The 15633-nt window shown below is 72.2% G+C and carries 16 protein-coding genes and 1 pseudogene; 4 read left to right on the top strand and 13 right to left on the bottom strand.

From position 1 onward, the window contains the following. Positions 1–90: 90 nt before the first annotated feature. Positions 91–762 carry a TetR/AcrR family transcriptional regulator gene (locus ABTY61_RS15740; protein WP_350505535.1) on the bottom strand — a complete coding sequence of 224 codons (672 nt, stop codon included), beginning with the start codon at positions 760–762 and terminating at the stop codon, positions 91–93. 142 nt (positions 763–904) lie between these two features. Here ABTY61_RS15740 and ABTY61_RS15745 point away from each other — a divergent pair, with 142 nt between their 5' ends. Both ABTY61_RS15745 and ABTY61_RS15750 read left to right on the top strand, forming a co-directional pair. Then, the gene (locus ABTY61_RS15745) at positions 905–3160 is read left to right on the top strand and encodes an MMPL family transporter (RefSeq protein WP_350505536.1); all 2256 of its coding nucleotides are present in this window, start codon (positions 905–907) and stop codon (positions 3158–3160) included. Positions 3161–3462: 302 nt separating this feature from the next. After that, positions 3463–3669 carry an NAD(P)-binding protein gene (locus ABTY61_RS15750; protein WP_350505537.1) on the top strand — a complete coding sequence of 69 codons (207 nt, stop codon included), beginning with the start codon at positions 3463–3465 and terminating at the stop codon, positions 3667–3669. 171 nt (positions 3670–3840) lie between these two features. Here ABTY61_RS15750 and ABTY61_RS15755 read toward each other — a convergent pair whose 3' ends face one another. From ABTY61_RS15755 to ABTY61_RS15780, 6 genes and pseudogenes are all read right to left on the bottom strand, one after another. Then, complete coding sequence (locus tag ABTY61_RS15755; protein WP_350505538.1) at positions 3841–4974, bottom strand: SPFH domain-containing protein; 1134 nt, start codon at positions 4972–4974, stop codon at positions 3841–3843. Between the two features lie 13 nt (positions 4975–4987). Continuing rightward, entirely contained in the window at positions 4988–5242 is a 255-nt protein-coding gene (locus ABTY61_RS15760; protein ID WP_350505539.1) for an NfeD C-terminal domain-containing protein, read from the bottom strand. A gap of 243 nt (positions 5243–5485) precedes the next feature. Further along, on the bottom strand, positions 5486–6829 hold the full coding sequence (locus ABTY61_RS15765) for a GH1 family beta-glucosidase (RefSeq protein WP_350505540.1): 1344 nt from the start codon (positions 6827–6829) through the stop codon (positions 5486–5488). Between the two features lie 419 nt (positions 6830–7248). Then, positions 7249–7356, bottom strand: a pseudogene (locus ABTY61_RS41995) (beta-ketoacyl synthase N-terminal-like domain-containing protein); the annotation flags it as partial. Between the two features lie 7 nt (positions 7357–7363). Beyond that, positions 7364–7507 carry a polyketide synthase docking domain-containing protein gene (locus ABTY61_RS15775; RefSeq protein ID WP_350505541.1) on the bottom strand — a complete coding sequence of 48 codons (144 nt, stop codon included), beginning with the start codon at positions 7505–7507 and terminating at the stop codon, positions 7364–7366. Positions 7508–7738: 231 nt separating this feature from the next. Continuing rightward, positions 7739–9298: an MDR family MFS transporter gene (locus ABTY61_RS15780; protein ID WP_350505696.1), complete on the bottom strand. Its 1560-nt coding sequence runs from the start codon at positions 9296–9298 to the stop codon at positions 7739–7741. Here ABTY61_RS15780 and ABTY61_RS15785 point away from each other — a divergent pair. Together ABTY61_RS15785 and ABTY61_RS15790 are read left to right on the top strand one after the other, a co-directional pair. Further along, complete coding sequence (locus ABTY61_RS15785; protein ID WP_350505542.1) at positions 9248–9802, top strand: TetR/AcrR family transcriptional regulator; 555 nt, start codon at positions 9248–9250, stop codon at positions 9800–9802. The two genes, ABTY61_RS15780 and ABTY61_RS15785, sit on opposite strands and share 51 nt — an antisense overlap. Before the next feature lie 619 nt (positions 9803–10421). Continuing rightward, positions 10422–10649: a hypothetical protein gene (locus ABTY61_RS15790; RefSeq protein ID WP_350505543.1), complete on the top strand. Its 228-nt coding sequence runs from the start codon at positions 10422–10424 to the stop codon at positions 10647–10649. 45 nt (positions 10650–10694) lie between these two features. On the opposite strand, the gene ABTY61_RS15795 is transcribed toward ABTY61_RS15790, so the two are convergent. From ABTY61_RS15795 to ABTY61_RS15820, 6 genes are all read right to left on the bottom strand, one after another. Beyond that, positions 10695–11018, bottom strand: coding sequence for a hypothetical protein (locus tag ABTY61_RS15795; RefSeq protein WP_350505544.1), 324 nt, complete (start codon positions 11016–11018; stop codon positions 10695–10697). Between the two features lie 65 nt (positions 11019–11083). Next, entirely contained in the window at positions 11084–11770 is a 687-nt protein-coding gene (locus tag ABTY61_RS15800; RefSeq protein ID WP_350505545.1) for an alpha/beta fold hydrolase, read from the bottom strand. A 116-nt stretch (positions 11771–11886) separates the two neighbouring features. Next, positions 11887–12639 (bottom strand): methyltransferase domain-containing protein, encoded by a 753-nt coding sequence (locus ABTY61_RS15805; protein WP_350505546.1) that lies wholly within the window; start codon positions 12637–12639, stop codon positions 11887–11889. Positions 12640–12642: 3 nt separating this feature from the next. Further along, positions 12643–13422, bottom strand: a complete 780-nt coding sequence (locus ABTY61_RS15810) for an SDR family oxidoreductase (RefSeq protein WP_350505547.1) — start codon at positions 13420–13422, stop codon at positions 12643–12645. Further along, on the bottom strand, positions 13410–14279 hold the full coding sequence (locus tag ABTY61_RS15815; protein WP_350505548.1) for a TauD/TfdA family dioxygenase: 870 nt from the start codon (positions 14277–14279) through the stop codon (positions 13410–13412). Before ABTY61_RS15815 ends, ABTY61_RS15810 begins: the two co-directional genes overlap by 13 nt. Then, a complete protein-coding gene (locus ABTY61_RS15820) occupies positions 14276–15601 on the bottom strand; it encodes an aspartate aminotransferase family protein (RefSeq protein WP_350505549.1) in 1326 nt (441 codons plus the stop codon). The genes ABTY61_RS15815 and ABTY61_RS15820 overlap by 4 nt, the downstream gene beginning before the upstream one ends. Positions 15602–15633 lie beyond the last annotated feature (32 nt).

Genomic DNA, 15633 nt, shown 5'->3' on the forward strand with positions numbered 1-15633 from the left:
CGGAAAGGCGCGTCGGAAAGGCGCAGTCGTCGCGGATGGCGCCGTCCCCGCCGCCCGGACCATGGCCGCCTGCCGCGCGGGCCTCGATCGTCACTGGCCCACGGCCGGCGACAGGCCCGCGGTGCGCGCGGCAACCCCCGCCTGGACTGCGAAGAGGCGGTCCCGCGCGTCCTGGTCGAGCGTGTGGAAGTGGCCGTGTGCCTCAAGAGTGACGAAGCCGTGCACGGTGGCCCAGGCCAGCATCAGTGCCTCCGCCGCGTCCGGCACCAGCGGGCTGCCGAGCCGGCCGCGTTCGGCCGTGTCGGCGACGAGTTCGAGCATGTGCTCCATCGCCCGCCGACCGGCCACCACGGTCGGTCCGTCCGGTGGGGCCGCGTACCCGGGCACGGGGGAGCCGAAGATGAGGGCGAAGCGCTCCGGATTCCGCTGCGCCCAGGTGCGGTAGCCGGTGCAGGTGGCCACGAAGCGTCCGTCCAGGTCGTCCGCCGGCACGGTCCCGCGCGTCTGCGTCAACGCGTCCGACAGGCTGTCGTACGAGTCGGCGACCAGGGCGGTGAGCAGCTCGTCCCGGTCGGCGAAGTAGCGGTACAACGCGGGCGGGGTCATCCCCATGCTGCGGGCGATGTCGGTGAAGCGGAGGTTCGCGGCGCCGCGCTCGACGATCAGGGCCAGGGCCGCGTGCTTGATCTCCTCCACGGTGTCGGCGCGCAGCCGCTCACGGCGGCTGCGCCCCCTGCTCTCATCCGTCGACCCGCCCGTCATCGCATCTCCATCGGCTCGCTGCGCCAGTCACCGCGTTGACAATCCGTACCCGTCGAGGGAAACGTTACGCGCCATAAGACGCGTTATGAAGCGTAACGCTTTGCCGGGGGGACGGGGCCCCTGACGACGTACGGAGGACCACATGTCCCAGGGACTGCGCGAGGAGCGGCGGACAGCCGCCGGGGAGAGCGGGCCACACAGACCCGGCCCGCTCGGCCGAATAGCCGGCTGGAGCTTCCGGAACCGGGGCCGCACGGTGCTGCTCTGGCTGCTCGCCGCCGGCGCGGCCTTCGGCCTCTCGGCCGGCCTCGGCGCCAAGTACAGCGCCGACTACACCGCGCCCGGCTCGGACTCCAAGCAGGCCCAGCAGCTGCTGGCACGGGACTTCCCCGGACTGGGCGGTGAATCGATCAGCCTGGTGCTCACCTCCGACGTCAGCGTGACCGACGCCGCCACCCGCGACCGGGTCAAGGCCCTGCTCGCCCGGATGGCCGAGGTGCCGCACGTCAGCGGCATCGACGACCCGTACGGCCCGCGCGGCAAGGTGTCGGCCGACGGCCGCACCGCCCTCGGGCAGATCCACCTGGACGTCGCCGTCGCCCCCGACATGCCGAAGGCGGACACCCAGCGGCTGCTCGACCTCGCCCGCCCCGTCGACGGCGGCGTGCGCGTCCACCTCGGAGGCATGACGGTCCAGCAGGCCGAGCAGGGCGCGATCGGCTCGGAGGGCATCGGCATCGCGGCCGCCGCCGTGATCCTGGTGATCACCTTCGGCTCGGTCGTGGCCGCCGGCCTGCCGCTGCTCACCGCGCTCGGCGGACTCGCGGTCAGCAGCGCCCTGCTGCCGGTACTCGCCGCACTCATGCCGGTCCCGGACTGGTCGACCTCGCTCGCCGCGATGCTGGGCATCGGCGTCGGCATCGACTACGCGCTGCTGCTGGTCACCCGGTTCCGCGAGTGGCGCGCCGAGGGGCTCGAACCCGAGGCCGCCACCGTCGCCGCGCTGGACACCGCGGGCCGCGCGGTCGTGGTCGCCGGCATGACCGTGGTGGTCAGCATGCTCGGGCTGTTCGCGATGGGCCTGTCGTTCATGCGCGGCGCCGCGGTCTCGGCGATCCTCTCCGTGTTCGTCGTGATCGCCGCGTCCGCCACTCTCTTCCCCGCCCTGCTCGGCTACCTCGGCCGACACATCGAGCGCCTCCGGCTGCCCCTGCCCCAGCGCCGCGCCACCCGGGGCGAGAGCCCGGCGGGCGCCGGCTGGCTGCGCTGGAGCAGGCTCGTCGAGCGCCACCGCATCCTCGGCGCCCTCACCGGGGTCGTCGTCCTGCTGGCGCTCGCGGCGCCGTTCCTCGGCGTGCGCTTCGGCTTTCCCGACGCGGGCAACGACCCCGCCGGACGCTCGAACCGGCTGGCGTACGACACGGTGGCCGCCGGCTTCGGACCGGGCAGCAACGGACCGCTGGTCCTGGTCGCCGAGTTGGCACCGGGCACCCCCGCCGACGCGACGGCCTCGCTGCCCACCGCGCTGAAGGCGGTGCCCGGCGTCACGGCCGTGACCCCTCCGGTGCCCGGTTCCGGCGGCCGCTCGCTGCTGCTCACCGTCGTCCCGGACAGCGGTCCGCAGTCCAGCGCCACCAAGACCCTGGTCCGCGACCTCCGCGACCACGTCATCCCGGCCGCGGTCGGCCCCGACGTCCGGGTGCACGTCGGCGGGGCGACCGCCAGCGCGATCGACAGCACCGACAACATCGCCCGCCGCATCCCGCTGCTGGTCGGCGGCGTGGTCACGGTGTCGATGCTCCTGCTCCTGGTGGCCTTCCGCAGCCTCGCCGTCGCCCTCAAGGCCGCGGTGATGAACCTGCTCTCCGTCGGCGCCGCGTACGGCGTGGTCGCCCTCGTCCTCGAAGGCGGCACCGCCGGCCGCCTGATCGGCATCGACAGCCCCACCCCGCTGCCGGCCTTCGTCCCGGTGCTGACCTTCGCCGTCCTGTTCGGCCTCTCGATGGACTACGAGGTCTTCCTGGTGAGTCGGATGCGTGAGGCTTGGCTGCGCACCGGCGACAACGCGGAATCCATCGTCAGCGGACTGGCGGGCACCGCGCGGGTGATCACCGCGGCGGCGGCCATCATGGTCGCCGTGTTCGCGGCCTTCGTCCCGGCACCCGACCTGCCGATCAAGGTCATCGGCGTCGGCATGGGGTCGGCCATCCTGATCGACGCGACGCTGGTCCGACTGCTGCTGGTACCGGCCGTGATGCACCTCCTCGGCCGCGGCAACTGGTGGCTGCCCACCTGGCTGGACCGCCGCCTGCCCCACCTCCACGTCGAAGGACACACCGAGTTCTACCAGCCGAAGGCCGCCACCGAGGCGCCCCGCTCCCCGGCGGTGGTCGGCTAGTCCCAGCAGCGGGCCGCGGGCGCCCCACGACACCCGCGGCCCGCTGCCGCGGAACGCGCCGCCCCGCCACTCACCTCGTCGCCGGCCCTGCGTTCTGCGTACCGGCCGTACAGGACACCCGGGCGGCGCCGGCGACCGGCGGCCCGTGAGGAGTCCGCGGGCGCCGCCGCACGGTCCGGGCCGGCACGGCCCGAAGGGGCAGGTGCCGCAGGAGGCCCGGCACCCGTACGAACCTCGGAAGAGCTCGCACGGCCTCGGCAGACGCCGGGCCGAGGCATTCACCCACGCAGGCAGGGGACTTGGTGACCGGCGAAGGAATTGACGGCAGTTGTCAGCGGACGGAGGTCGTCGTCATCGGCGCCGGGATGTCCGGAATCGCCGCCGTGATCGCACTGCACCAGACCGGAATCGACGACGTCGTGTTGCTGGAGAAGGCCGGCCGCCTCGGCGGCACCTGGCGCGACAACACCTATCCCGGGTGCGGCTGCGACGTGCCGTCCGTGCTGTAGGCCTTCGCCCCGCGTCCCTGGAGCCGGTCCTTCGCCACCCAGCCCGAGATCCTCGGCTACCTCGAAGCCACCGCGGAAACGCACGGCACCCGCAGCAGCGCGCTCAGCGGCTCACCGCCGAGAACCGCACCCGGGGCGCGGCGGCCCGGTAGCTGCGGCCGGAAACTCCGCCTACTGTCCCGGCTCGAGCCCGGCCCGCTCGCCGTTCTGATGAACGCGGCCCTGCTGCGTGCCCAGGCCGCTGCGGACCGACTCCAGGATCGTCAGGCCCTGGCTGACCAGGCCCGCCGCGATCTCGCCCAAGCCGTCGGTGCCATTGAGCACGTTCACGTTGGCGCCCGCGAGCCCGCCCGCCGCCTCCTTGACGATCTGCGGCAACTGGTCGATCAGCATCCGATCCAGCGCCACCCGGTCATGCGAGGCCGCCGCCTCGGCCTGGATCTTCATCCGCTCCGCCTCGGCCTGCGCCACGACCCGGATCCGCTCGGCCTCCGCCTCCGCCGGCTTCACGATCTCGGCGACCAGCTGCTGCTGGCGTAGCTCCGCCGCACGCTGGGCCAGCTCGGTCTGTGCCGCCAGCACCTCCTGCTGCGCGTGTGCCTGCGCCAGCGGGCCGGCCTGGGCGGCCTGCGCCTGCGCCTGGTCCACCTCGGCGCTGTACTGCGCCTTCACCACCGCCGTCTGCCGAGCGTACTCGGCCTGCTGCCGGGCAGACTGTTGCTCCGCCTCCGCTGCGGCCTGGGCGGCCTGCGCCTGGGCGATCTGGGCCTGCCGCTGGATGGCCGCCCGATGCGGGGCCGACATCGCGACGATGTAACCGGTATCTCCGTCATCGATCGACTGGATCTGAAGCGAGTCCACGATCAGTCCGATTTTCGCCATCTCAGCCTTCGAGGTGTCCAGGACCTCGGTGGCGAGCTTCTGCCGCTCAGTGACGATCTCTTCGACCGTCATCGAGCCGATGATGGCACGCAGGTGTCCGGCGAAGATCCGGCCGGTCAGCACGGACATCTGATCCTGGTCGGACAGGAAGCGCTGGCCGGCGTTGACGATGCTCTCGCTGTCGTTGCCGACCTTGAACGCGATCACCGCCCGTACCGTCAGCGCAATGCCCTGCTTGGTGACGCAGGTCTCCGCGACCTCCGCCTCGCACATCGCCAGAGTCAGGAAGCGGACCTTACGGAAGACCGGCAGCACGAACGTGCCGTGTCCGGTCACCACACGGAACGGCGCACCCGCAAGGCCCCGCTGTCCGCCTGAGATCAGCATCGCCTCGTCGGGGGCGGGAACACGATAGCCGAACATCCTGGTTGTCTCCTCAGCGAATGCCGTCGGCACGGTCGGCCCACGGGTCGTCGGTCGGGTCGGTCCACTCGATGACGTCGACCTGGCGCGTACCACGCGATTCGATCACCAGGACGGGCGTCCCCTTCGGCAGGGGCCCCTCCGACCAGGCGAGGAAGGACTCCGAACCGCCCCTGATCTTCACCAGGACCTCACCAGGGCCGGCGGCTCCCCTGGTGCCGATCACCAACACCCCGGGGCAACCGATCACGGCCTGGTCCGACACCATCGGCGACCCCTTCTCTTGTCGAACGTCGCGCGACCACCCTGGCAGCAGCTCGCGTCGGCGGCGCACAGGCGCACGACCGGCTTACCGTACCGAAGCAACGCTGATTCCAGGGTGTCACGTGACGCTCACGCTGTCGAAGGGATATGCACGAGTGCGTTCGGCCGCACCGGGGCCTCCACGGCACACACATCAGTACTGACGCAGTGTCAAAACGGTTGGCCACGGCGAGTTCTCTCACTCGACCTACCTCCCGCACCGGGCACGGTGGGCGGCGATCAGGTCGCGGTACCAGGCGTAGGAGGCCCTCGGCGTGCGCCGCTGGGTGGCGAAGTCGACGTGGACGAGGCCGAAGCGCTGATTGAACCCCTCCGCCCATTCGAAATTGTCGAGGAGGGACCAGGTGTAGTAGCCGCGGACGTCGACGCCTTCGGCGATGGCGGTGGCGAGGGCGTCGAGGTGGGTGGCGAGGTAGTCGATGCGGGGCTGGTCGGGGATGGTGGACTCGTCGACGGAGCAGCCGTTCTCGGTGACGGTGATGGGCGGGAGGGCCTTGCCGTAGAAGTCCCTTAGCCGGAGGAGCAGTTGGCGCAGGGCGTCGGGGACGACGGGCCAGCCGAAGGCGGTGTGGGGGGCTTCGGGGATGTCGACGAGGTCGAAGGGGAGGAGGCCCGGGGTGGTGGGGGCGGCGACGCGGGTGGGGTTGTAGAAGTTGAGGCCGAGGCCGTCGAGGCCGGGGGTGTGGATGAGGTCGGTGTCGCCGGGGCGGACGGCGCCGAAGATGTCGTCGGGGACGCCGAGGGCGGAGAGGTCGGGGTAGCGGCCGAGCAGGACGGGGTCGGTGAACAGGCGGTTGTGCAGGGCGTCGTAGGCCGCTGCGGCGGCGGCATCCTCGGCCGAGGAGGTGGCCGGCTCGACGAGGGTGAGGTTGTTGGAGAGCATCACCTCCAGGCCGTGCTCGTGGAGCAGGGAGGCGGCCAACCCGTGGGCGAGGAGCTGGTGGTGGGCCGCCGGGAGGGCCTCGAACATCAGCGCGCGGCCGGGGGCGTGGGTGCCGAGGGCGTAGCCGAAGACGGTGTGGACGAAGGGCTCGTTGAGGGTGATCCAGGCGGGGACGCGGTCGCCGAGGCGGTCGGCGACGACGGCCGCGTAGTCGGCGAATCGATACGCCGTCTCGCGGTTGAGCCAGCCGCCACCGTCTTCCAGGGCCTGCGGGAGGTCCCAGTGGAAGAGGGTGGGCAGCGGGGTGATGCCGGCTTCCAGGAGCGCGTCGACCAGGCGGTCGTAGAAGGCCAGGCCGGCCGGGTTGACCGGGCCGCTGCCGGCGGGCAGGACGCGGGACCAGGCGATGGAGAAGCGGTAGCCGTCGAGGCCGAGGCCCTTCATCAGGGCGATGTCCTCGGAGTAGCGGTGGTAGTGGTCGCAGGCCACCGCACCTGTGTGTCCGTCCCGCACGGCGCCGGGCCGCGCAGCGAAGGTGTCCCAGACGGACGGGCCGCGGCCGTCCTCCGCCACCGCCCCCTCGATCTGGTAGGCGGCGGTGGCGGCACCCCAGCGGAACCCCGCCGGCAGGTCGTAGCGGTCCGGCATGGCAGCCTCCCGGCAGAGAACATGAGGAGTACTCATGTTACTGACGGAGAACCGAAACACCAGAGGACACCCACCACCGACAGGTCGCGCCCTCCAGCGGCCCCGGACCCGCCCGACGATCGGCCAGGCGGACTGACGCCGGCCGCCTCTCCCGGGCCACGAATCGGCCTCAGGCCAAGAGCCCAGTTAGGGCCGGTTTAGGCAGCACGCCGACGATGGTCGCTCGGCTTCGCGGCACCCGTGCGTCCGCGCGCGGGCGCCGCGGAGTTGCTCGGGCACGTTCCCGAAGCGCCGCGTGCCTTAAGACCGACGAGACGGTAGATCCCGGTGACTGATCAGCCCGGTACCATCCCGCCCGCCGCTGAGGGACTGCTGTCCGGTCCCCCGACGTTCGTGCTCTGCCCGCTTTCCGGCTCCGGCCGTGCGGCCAGGTGGATCGCGACCAACGAGGAGGAGCACGCGGTGTCGACGGTGATCGCCGGCCCCTCCAGTCCGAGGGTGTACGCGATCCGTCCGGAGGCGATGCTCGCGGCACTACCGTTGCCGATGAAGCCCTCGTACTCGGGCGGTACGGGCTGCGACGACGGCCACAGGGTCGTGACGCCAGGCCTCGGCGTCGGCCAGCCGCTCTCTGGTGCGGTGGAGTTCGGTCGTCGCCCACTTGAGCGCGTCGAGCATCTCCCGGTCGTGATCGTTCGCCGCCTGGCCCGTGCCTCCTCAGCCCGTCAGATGGGACAGAAGCCTTACGGAGTCGGCCAAACGGGCGCTTCCAGACCCGCTGAATCGACGGGCCGGACGGGCGGGGAGACGCCGCCGGCCGGAAACGGGAAAACGGCCCGCGCCCGCCGCGGCGTGTCGGAACACGTCGTGGCGGGCGCGGGCCTTCGGGCCCTCTGCTCGGGGGGTGCGTCAGGCCCGGGCTGTGGTGGCGTCCGCGGTCTTCTCCGCCGCCTTCTCCTGGCGGGCTCCGCGCAGCAGGAGCCCGGCGATCACGGCCAGCACGCCGAACACCAGGGCCCAGCCGAAGACGCCCTGATTGGCGTGTGCCACCGCCTCGACGTAGGCGGTGCGAGCCGCCTCCGGCAGCGCCTGGAGCGCGTCGGAGCCGAGTCGTCCGCCGTTCTCGGTGAGCTCGTCGAGCTGGTCGGCCGAGACCTTGGACACCAGGCCGTCGTGCAGTCGGTTGTTGAACACCGCCGCGAAGAGCGCGACGCCGAAGGTGCCGCCGACCGAGCGGAAGAACGTCAGGGCGCCACTGGCCGCGCCGATGTCCTTCGGGGTGACGCTGTTCTGGGTGATCACCAGGACGTTCTGGAACAGGAACCCCAGACCGATGCCGAACACCACCATCGACAGCGCGGTCACCAGGTGGCCGGAGTTCACGTCGAGCATCGCCAGCAGCAGGGCGCCGACCGCCAGCGCCGCACCGCCGATCACGGAGAACGGACGGTACTGGCCCGGCCCCTTGAGCGCCCGCACGCTGAAGACGGACGTCACCAGCTGTCCGCCGAGCACCGGGAGCAGCAGCAGACCGCTGCTGGTGGCGGAGGCGTGCTGCACGTTCTGCAGGAAGAGCGGCAGGAAGGTGATCGACCCGTACAGGGCGATGCCGACCAGGAAGCCGAGCGCCAGGCTGGCGGTGAAGTCCCGGTTGGAGAACAGCTGCAGCGGCAGGATCGGCTCGGCGGCGCGGCGCTCGACCGCGATGGTGACGACGATGCCGACGACTACGACCACGGCGAGCAGCAGGATCTGCGGCGAGGTCCAGTCGTAGGTGGTCCCGCCCCAGACGGAGATCAGCACGGCCGCGGTGGTCACCAGGGTCAGCAGCAGCGCGCCCAGGTAGTCGATCTTGTGGCTCACCCGGGTGTGCGGCAGCCGCAGCTTCGCCGAGATCAGCAGCAGCGCGACCAGACCGATCGGCAGGTTGATGTAGAACGCCCACCGCCAGGACAGGTGGTCGGTGAGAGCACCACCGACGAGCGGCCCGCCGATGGTGGCGACCGCACTGAGTGCGGCGATGTAGCTCTGGTAGCGGCCGCGCTCCTCGGGCTTGGCGAGGATGCCGATGATCGTCATCACGCCGATGATCAGACCGCCGGCCCCGATGCCCTGAACGGCACGGGAGACGATCAGGAGCGTCATGTTCGGCGCCAGACCGGAGAGGACGGAGCCGACGAGGAAGATGACGATCGCCACCAGGAAGAGCGGCTTACGACCGTAGAGGTCGCCCAGCTTGCCCCAGATCGGTGTGGACACCGTGGAGGTGAGCAGGTAGACGGCCACCACCCAGGCCAGCTGGTCGAAGCCGCCCAGGTCGCCGACCACGGCGGGCAGCGCCGTGCTGACGATCATGGCGTCGAGCATCGCCAGCAGCATGGCCAGCAGAAGGCCAAGGAGACGACGGACGCCAGGCCCTTGCGGGCCGATGCGCGCCGCAATCGGGCGAAGGTCCTGGAAGCAGCCCAGGCCGCCTTCACCGAAGAGGGCAAGCTGGTGCCCCTCGACGAGATCGCCCGTCGCGCGGGCGTCGGCGCCGGCACGGTGTACCGGCACTTCGCCACCAAAGAGGCACTCTACGAGGCGGTGTTCCTGCGACGCGTCGAGAACCTGACCGCCGAGGCCCGCAAGCTGGCAGCGGCCGAGGAGCCCCCCGAGGCCTTCTACGGCTTCCTCGCCCACATGGTGGAGGAGGGCCGCACCAAGCGCGACCTGGTCGACGCGATGGCCGGAGCCGGCATCGACATCGCCGAACCCGGCACCCCGGCCAGCATCGAACTCCGCGCCGCCATCGGCGCCCTGCTCACCCGAGCCCAGGCCGCCGGTGCGGTGCGCGGCGACATCCACACCGTCGACATCATGGCCCTCGTCGCGGGCACCATCATCGCGACCCAGCGCCAGCAGAGCGACCCCGATCTGCCCCGGCGCATCTTCGCGGTGCTCTGCGACGGCCTGCGGGCCAAGGTCGCCTGACCGACCGCCACCCACTGGGCCGGCCGTCCCTGCCGCACCGGGCGGGGACGGCCCGCCTCAGTCCCCCCTTAGGGCCGTCCCCAGAACCTCCTGGAAGCCTGAGCCGGCCAGACCGCAGGAACCGAGGACCGCCGGGAGACGCGCGTGAGCGAGCAGGCCCTGTCCGTGGGCACCACCACGTTCCGCCGCGTCCTCGGCCGATTCACCACCGGTGTCGCCGCGGTGACGGCCCCGGCCACCGACACAACGGGCGCCTCCATAGCTGACGACACGTCACCGACCTTCGGCCCGAGCAGGTATGAAGCGGACGGCCCTCCGCCGCGATACCGTCGCCCTGGCGGGTCACACGTCGCTACGATGAGTCGGACACCCAGGTGCTCGCTCCCATGAGGCACCGTCCGCCGAGACGCCACTCGCCCCAAGCCCCGCCGCGCACGCGGGGCGGCGATGAACCCCCCATCTCCGAAGTCCCGTTCCGTTGTGCCCGGTTGATCGATCTGTCCCACGGGGGTGTCGAGCGCAGGCCATCCGACCCCGGGCGCTTCCCCGCGCCCTCCGGAGCACACCCGGCACCTGGACCGCGACCCCACGACCGCCCGTCCCACGGAAGAGGCTCCTCATGAGCGAAGCCACCGGTCTGCTCGGCGCCGAATCGGAGGCCGGGGCAGCCGCCCCGGACGACTCGGCGCCGCCCGAACCCTCTGAACCCCGCCCGGCCACGGCCGTCGACCTGGAGCGAATGGTCCTCGCGGAGCTGCAGAAGCTCGTCGACCGGCTCCGGCAGACCGGGGGCAACGCCGAGTTCCTGATCCAGATCCAGAAGGCCGCCCTGGCCGAACACACATGAGCGTGCGCCAGGCGCTCACCACCGGGCGTACGCCTCCGGCCCCGCTCAGATGAAGGTGACGACGAGGACGACGGCCGCCAGCAGGAGGAGGATCGTCAGGGCCGGCGCCCCCGCGCGGCCGTCCGGGCGGGAGGTGACGGCGAGCACGGAGACGACGGGGACGGCCACCGTGAGGACGACCGCCAGTCGGCCGACGGTGCCCATGGGGACTCCGGCGACTTCGGCGCCGAAGACGGTCGTGAACATCACCAGCAGCCAGGCCGTCGCGGTCAGGAGGGCCCAGGCCGCGCGGGCGGTCCACCGCTCGACCGGGTCGGCGGCGTGGAAGTTGGTGCGGGTCATCGTCCAGATACGGGTGAAGTTCGCCACCGGAGCATCTTGTCGGACAATGCCGTCCGGCACCAGGTTCCGGGGCCGCCGGCCCAGGACGGGCCCTACGGCTCCAGGGACTTCGCGGCGTCGCGGATGACGTCGAGGACGAAGTCGGGGTGGGAGAGCATCGGCACGTGGCTGCTGTCGATGTCGAAGGTCTTGGCGCCCATGCGCTCGGCAGCGGCCCGCTCCAGGTCGGGGTTCACGGTGCGGTCGTGGTTGGCGACGATGTACCAACTCGGCTTCGTGCGCCAGGCGGTGCCGGGGACCTGCTGGTTGAACAGGTCGACGACCGGCACGGCGCCGGTCGCGAGGACGAGCTTCTGCTCGTCCGCCGGCAGGTCGCCGCAGAAGTCGCCGAGGCCCGACTCGCGGAGCCAGATGCGGCCGTCGGCGATGTCGAGTTGGCCGAAGACGGGCATGGGGGCGAACTTCTCCTGCTGGCCCTGCGAGGTCTCGTCCTCGTCCGGAGCGAGCGCGGCGATGTAGACCAGGGCGCCCACCCGGTCGTGGACGCCGGCTTTGGTGATCAAGGTCCCGCCGTAGGAGTGCCCGACCAGCACGACCGGGCCCGGCACGTGCTCGATGGCCCGGGTGACGCACGCGACGTCGCCCTCGAGCGAGTCGAGGCCGTGCTGCGAGCTGTACACCTCGTGGCCCTCGGCCTGGAGCGCGGGGATGAGCTTGCTGAAGCACGACCCGTCGGCCCAGAGCCCGTGGGCGAAAACGATGCTGGCTTTGCCGGCCATGATCTTCTCCTTCGTCGGTACCGCTCCACGGCGATCCACCTACGGCTGTCCACCGCGGCGATCCACCACCGCGGCCCACTACGGCGAGTATCCGGCCGATGACTGCTCGCGGCAATTCATTCCCCCGGCCGTGCCGCCTCCCGGTGCCGCCACCGCACCGGGTCGACGGCGGTGGCCGGGGGCGCCGCCGCGGGCGGTGCGCGGTACCCGGCGCAGGAGAGCACCAGCATCTCGCCGTCCCCCGGCTGGAACTCGTACGCCACCCGCTCCACCCGGCTCCCGATCCCGGCCCCGGCCAGTTCCTCCCGCAGTCGTTCCAGCCCCCCGTACCGCTCGCGGGTGTCGTACACCATCAAGGGGAAGAGCCGGACCTCCCGCCGCGCCACCCGGGCGAGTTCGAGCAGTGCGGCCCGGTGGAACTCCTCGCCCAGCCGGTTGCCGTACGAGAAGACCAGGTGCGAGCTGAGCACCAGGTCGAAGGAGGCCTCCGGGAAGGGGAGTTCGGGCAGCGCCCCGGCGACGTAGCGCTCCGGGCGGGCGGCGATGTCGGCCCGGAACAGCCGGGCGTTGGCGCTCCACTGCCGGATCAGGTCGTCCGTGTCGGCGTACCAGGACGGGGTGAAGCCCGCCGTCTCCTGGACCAGCAGCTCCCGCTTGAACCTGCTCTCCCGCTCGACCAGCAGGCCCAACTCCTCCCGGTGCACGGCGTATTCGCGGTCGACGGCGACGGCGTCGATCCCCCGCCGCCCGGCTTCGGCGACGAAGCTCGCCGCCCCGCCCGGGCAGTCCAGGACGCGCTGGTCGAGGTCGCGGTCGGTGAGCGCGAACATCGCGCGGTACTCGGCGAAGGAACGGGCGCTGACCAGCACGGCTCACCCCCTCCCGAGGAACGGCATGGTGGCCGGCAGCACCACCAGGGACTGGATGGTGGTGCCCGGCGGCTGCGAGGCCATCAGCAGCAGGGCCTCGGTGAAGCGTTCGACCGGGATGGTCGCCTCCACCGCCATGGTCCCGTCGGCCTGCATCGCGGCGGGCTGCGGGGCACCGTCCGGCGGGCTGACGTTGCCGACGTCGATCTGGCCGCAGGTGATGCCGTACGGACGGCCGTCCAGGGCGAGCACCTTGGTGAGGCCGTGGACGGCGTGCTTGGCGGCGGTGTAGGCGGAGGAGTTGGGACGCGGCACGTGTGCGGAGGGCGCGCCGTTGTTGATGATCCGGCCGCCCTGCGGGTGCTGGGTGCTCATCAGCCGGAAGGCCTCCCGGGCGCACAGGAAGCTGCCGGTGGCGATGGTGTCCAGGACGCGGTTCCAGTCCTGGAAGGGCGTTTCGGTGATGGGCCGGCGCGGGGCGGCGGCGCCCGCGTTGTTGAACAGCAGGTCGAGCCGGCCGTAGCGGTCGCGGACGGCGTCGAACAGCCGGGCGACCTCCTCGGGGCTGCGGATGTCGGTGGGCACCGCCAACACCCGCTCCGGTTCAGTGCCTTCACTGTCGACGGCGAGTGCGGCGGTCTCCTCCAGCGCGTCCTTGCGGCGGCCGGCCAGCACCACCGTCCAGCCGGCGCCGAGCAGGGCCAGCGCGGAGGCCCGGCCGATCCCGCTGCCGCCGCCGGTGACCAGGGCGACCTTCCCGAGCGGTCGGTTCACGGCGTCCATGTCTCCCCCTCGTTGAGCCAGATCCGCAGCATCCGCCGGGCGTACCGGCCGGGTTCGTCGATGTACGCCGAACGGCCGTGCAGCACCCGGCTGTTGCGGATGATCAGCAGGTCCCCGGCGGCCATCGGCAGGCCGAAGGCGATCTCCGGCCGGTACAGCACCTCGTCCAGCACGCCGAGCGCCTCCCATTGACGGTCCGTCAGACTCGGCCCGCCGCGGTCCGGCGAGGAGCGGACGGTGCGGGTCTGGTAGTAGCAGCCGATCGTGCCGTCCTTCCTCGGGTAGAGGATCGGGGTGACGACCAGCTGCGGGCCCGCCCGGCCGGTCCGGTCGAAGGTCCAGTCCTCGCCGAGGGTGGTCAGGGCGTCCGGCCGTTCCCGGCCGATCAGGTCGTGGACGTGCCGGGCGCTCGCGAGCTTGGTCAACCCACCTCCGTGGTAGGCGGGTTGGAGGCAGAGCAGGACGAGCAGGTCGCAGGTGTCGCAGTGGAAGCCGAGTTCGGTGTTGCCGTCGCCGTCGCGGTCGCGCAGCACCGAGATGAGGTCGCCGCGGCCGTTCTGCGGGACGATCCGGCCGTAGTCGCGGAGCAGGAAGGGGAGCGCCTCGGTGACCTCCCGCTCCGGCCGCGCCGGGTCGACCAGGTTGCCGAGGTGGACGAGCCCCACCGAGTCGACGGCCTCCCGGACGAAGGTCCGCAGCCGCGCGCGCACCGGCTCGCCCGCGCCCCAGCCCCCGGCCCGGGCATCGGCCCACAGCAGCTGCCGCTCGCCGTCGCTCAGCGGCAGCGACCACATCTGCCGCCGGGCCTCCAACTCCAGGCTGCTCCAGCCGATCTCGGTCACGGTGTGCTCGTTCACGACGCCTCCCCCCGCCCGGGTCCGACCGCGCCGGCCGCACCGGCCTCGACCGCCGCGCCGACCGCGACGGCCTTGGACCAGAGCGCCAGCGCCTCGTCGACCTGGGCGGCCGTGACGACCAGCGCGGGGATCATCCGGACCACGTTGAGGTGGATCCCGCAGAGCAGGAGCAGCAGCCCGAGGTCGGCCGCCGCCTGCTGGACCCGCCGGGCGGTCTCCGGGTCGGGCGAGCCGTCCGGTCGGCAGAACTCGACGGCCGCCATCAGCCCGAGACCGCGGACGTCGCCGATGCCGGACACCCCGGCAGCGACCGTCCGCAGACCGTCCAGCAGCCGTGCGCCCTGTTCGGCCGCGTTCTCGACCAGCCGTTCCTCGCGCAGCACGTCCAGGGTGGCCAGGGCGGCGGCGCAGGCCACCGGGTTCCCGCCGTAGGTGCCGCCCTGGGAGCCGGGCCAGGCGCGCCGCATCAGTTCGGTCGGCGCGGCGATGGCGGACAGCGGGAAGCCGCTGGCCAGGCCCTTGGCGGTGATCAGCACGTCGGGCCGGAAGCCCGCCCCGTACGGGTGGGCTTCCTCGTGCTGGTGGGCCCAGAACCGGCCGGTGCGGCCGAAGCCGGTCTGCACCTCGTCCAGCACCAGCAGCAGGCCGTGCCGGTCGGCGCGCTCGCGCAGTCCGGCGAGGAACCCGGCCGGGGCGGGGACGTAGCCGCCCTCGCCGAGCACCGGTTCGACGAACAGGGCGGCCGTCTCGGCGGGCGCGGAGACGGTGGCCAGCACCTCGTCCAGCCCGCGCAGGGCGTGGGCGACCGCCTCCTCCTCGGACAGTCCGAGGCGGAACGCGGCCGGGAACGGCGCCACCGCGACCCCGGGCGGCAGCGGGCCGATGCCCGCCCGGAAGCGGGTCCCGGCGGTGGTGAGCGAGGCCGCGCCCATGGTGCGGCCGTGGAAGGAGCCCTCGAAGACGATCACGTTCTGCCGTCCGGTGGCGTGCCGGACCAGCCGCAGCGCGGCCTCGACCGCCTCCGTCCCGGCGGTGGCGTAGCAGAGCGAGTCCAGGCCGGGCGGCAGGACCTCGCCCAACCGGTCGGTGAGGGTGAGCAGTTGGTCGTGCAGGACGGTGGTGTACTGGCCGTGCAGCAGTCGGCCGGCCTGTTCGCGGACGGCCTCGACCACCCTCGGGTGGCAGTGGCCGGTGCTGGTCACGCCGACGCCGGAGGTGAAGTCGAGGTAGCGGCGGCCGGCGGCGTCGTAGAGGTGGAGGCCTTCGCCGCGCACGGCGACGACGGGGGTGGCCTGTTTGAGCACGGGGGAGAGCTGGGACAACGGAGTCCGCCTTCGTCAGTGGGTTCGTCGGT

Origin of the sequence: Kitasatospora sp. NPDC096128, from assembly GCF_040303105.1 — a bacterium.
In the GTDB taxonomy this organism is placed as follows: domain Bacteria; phylum Actinomycetota; class Actinomycetes; order Streptomycetales; family Streptomycetaceae; genus Kitasatospora.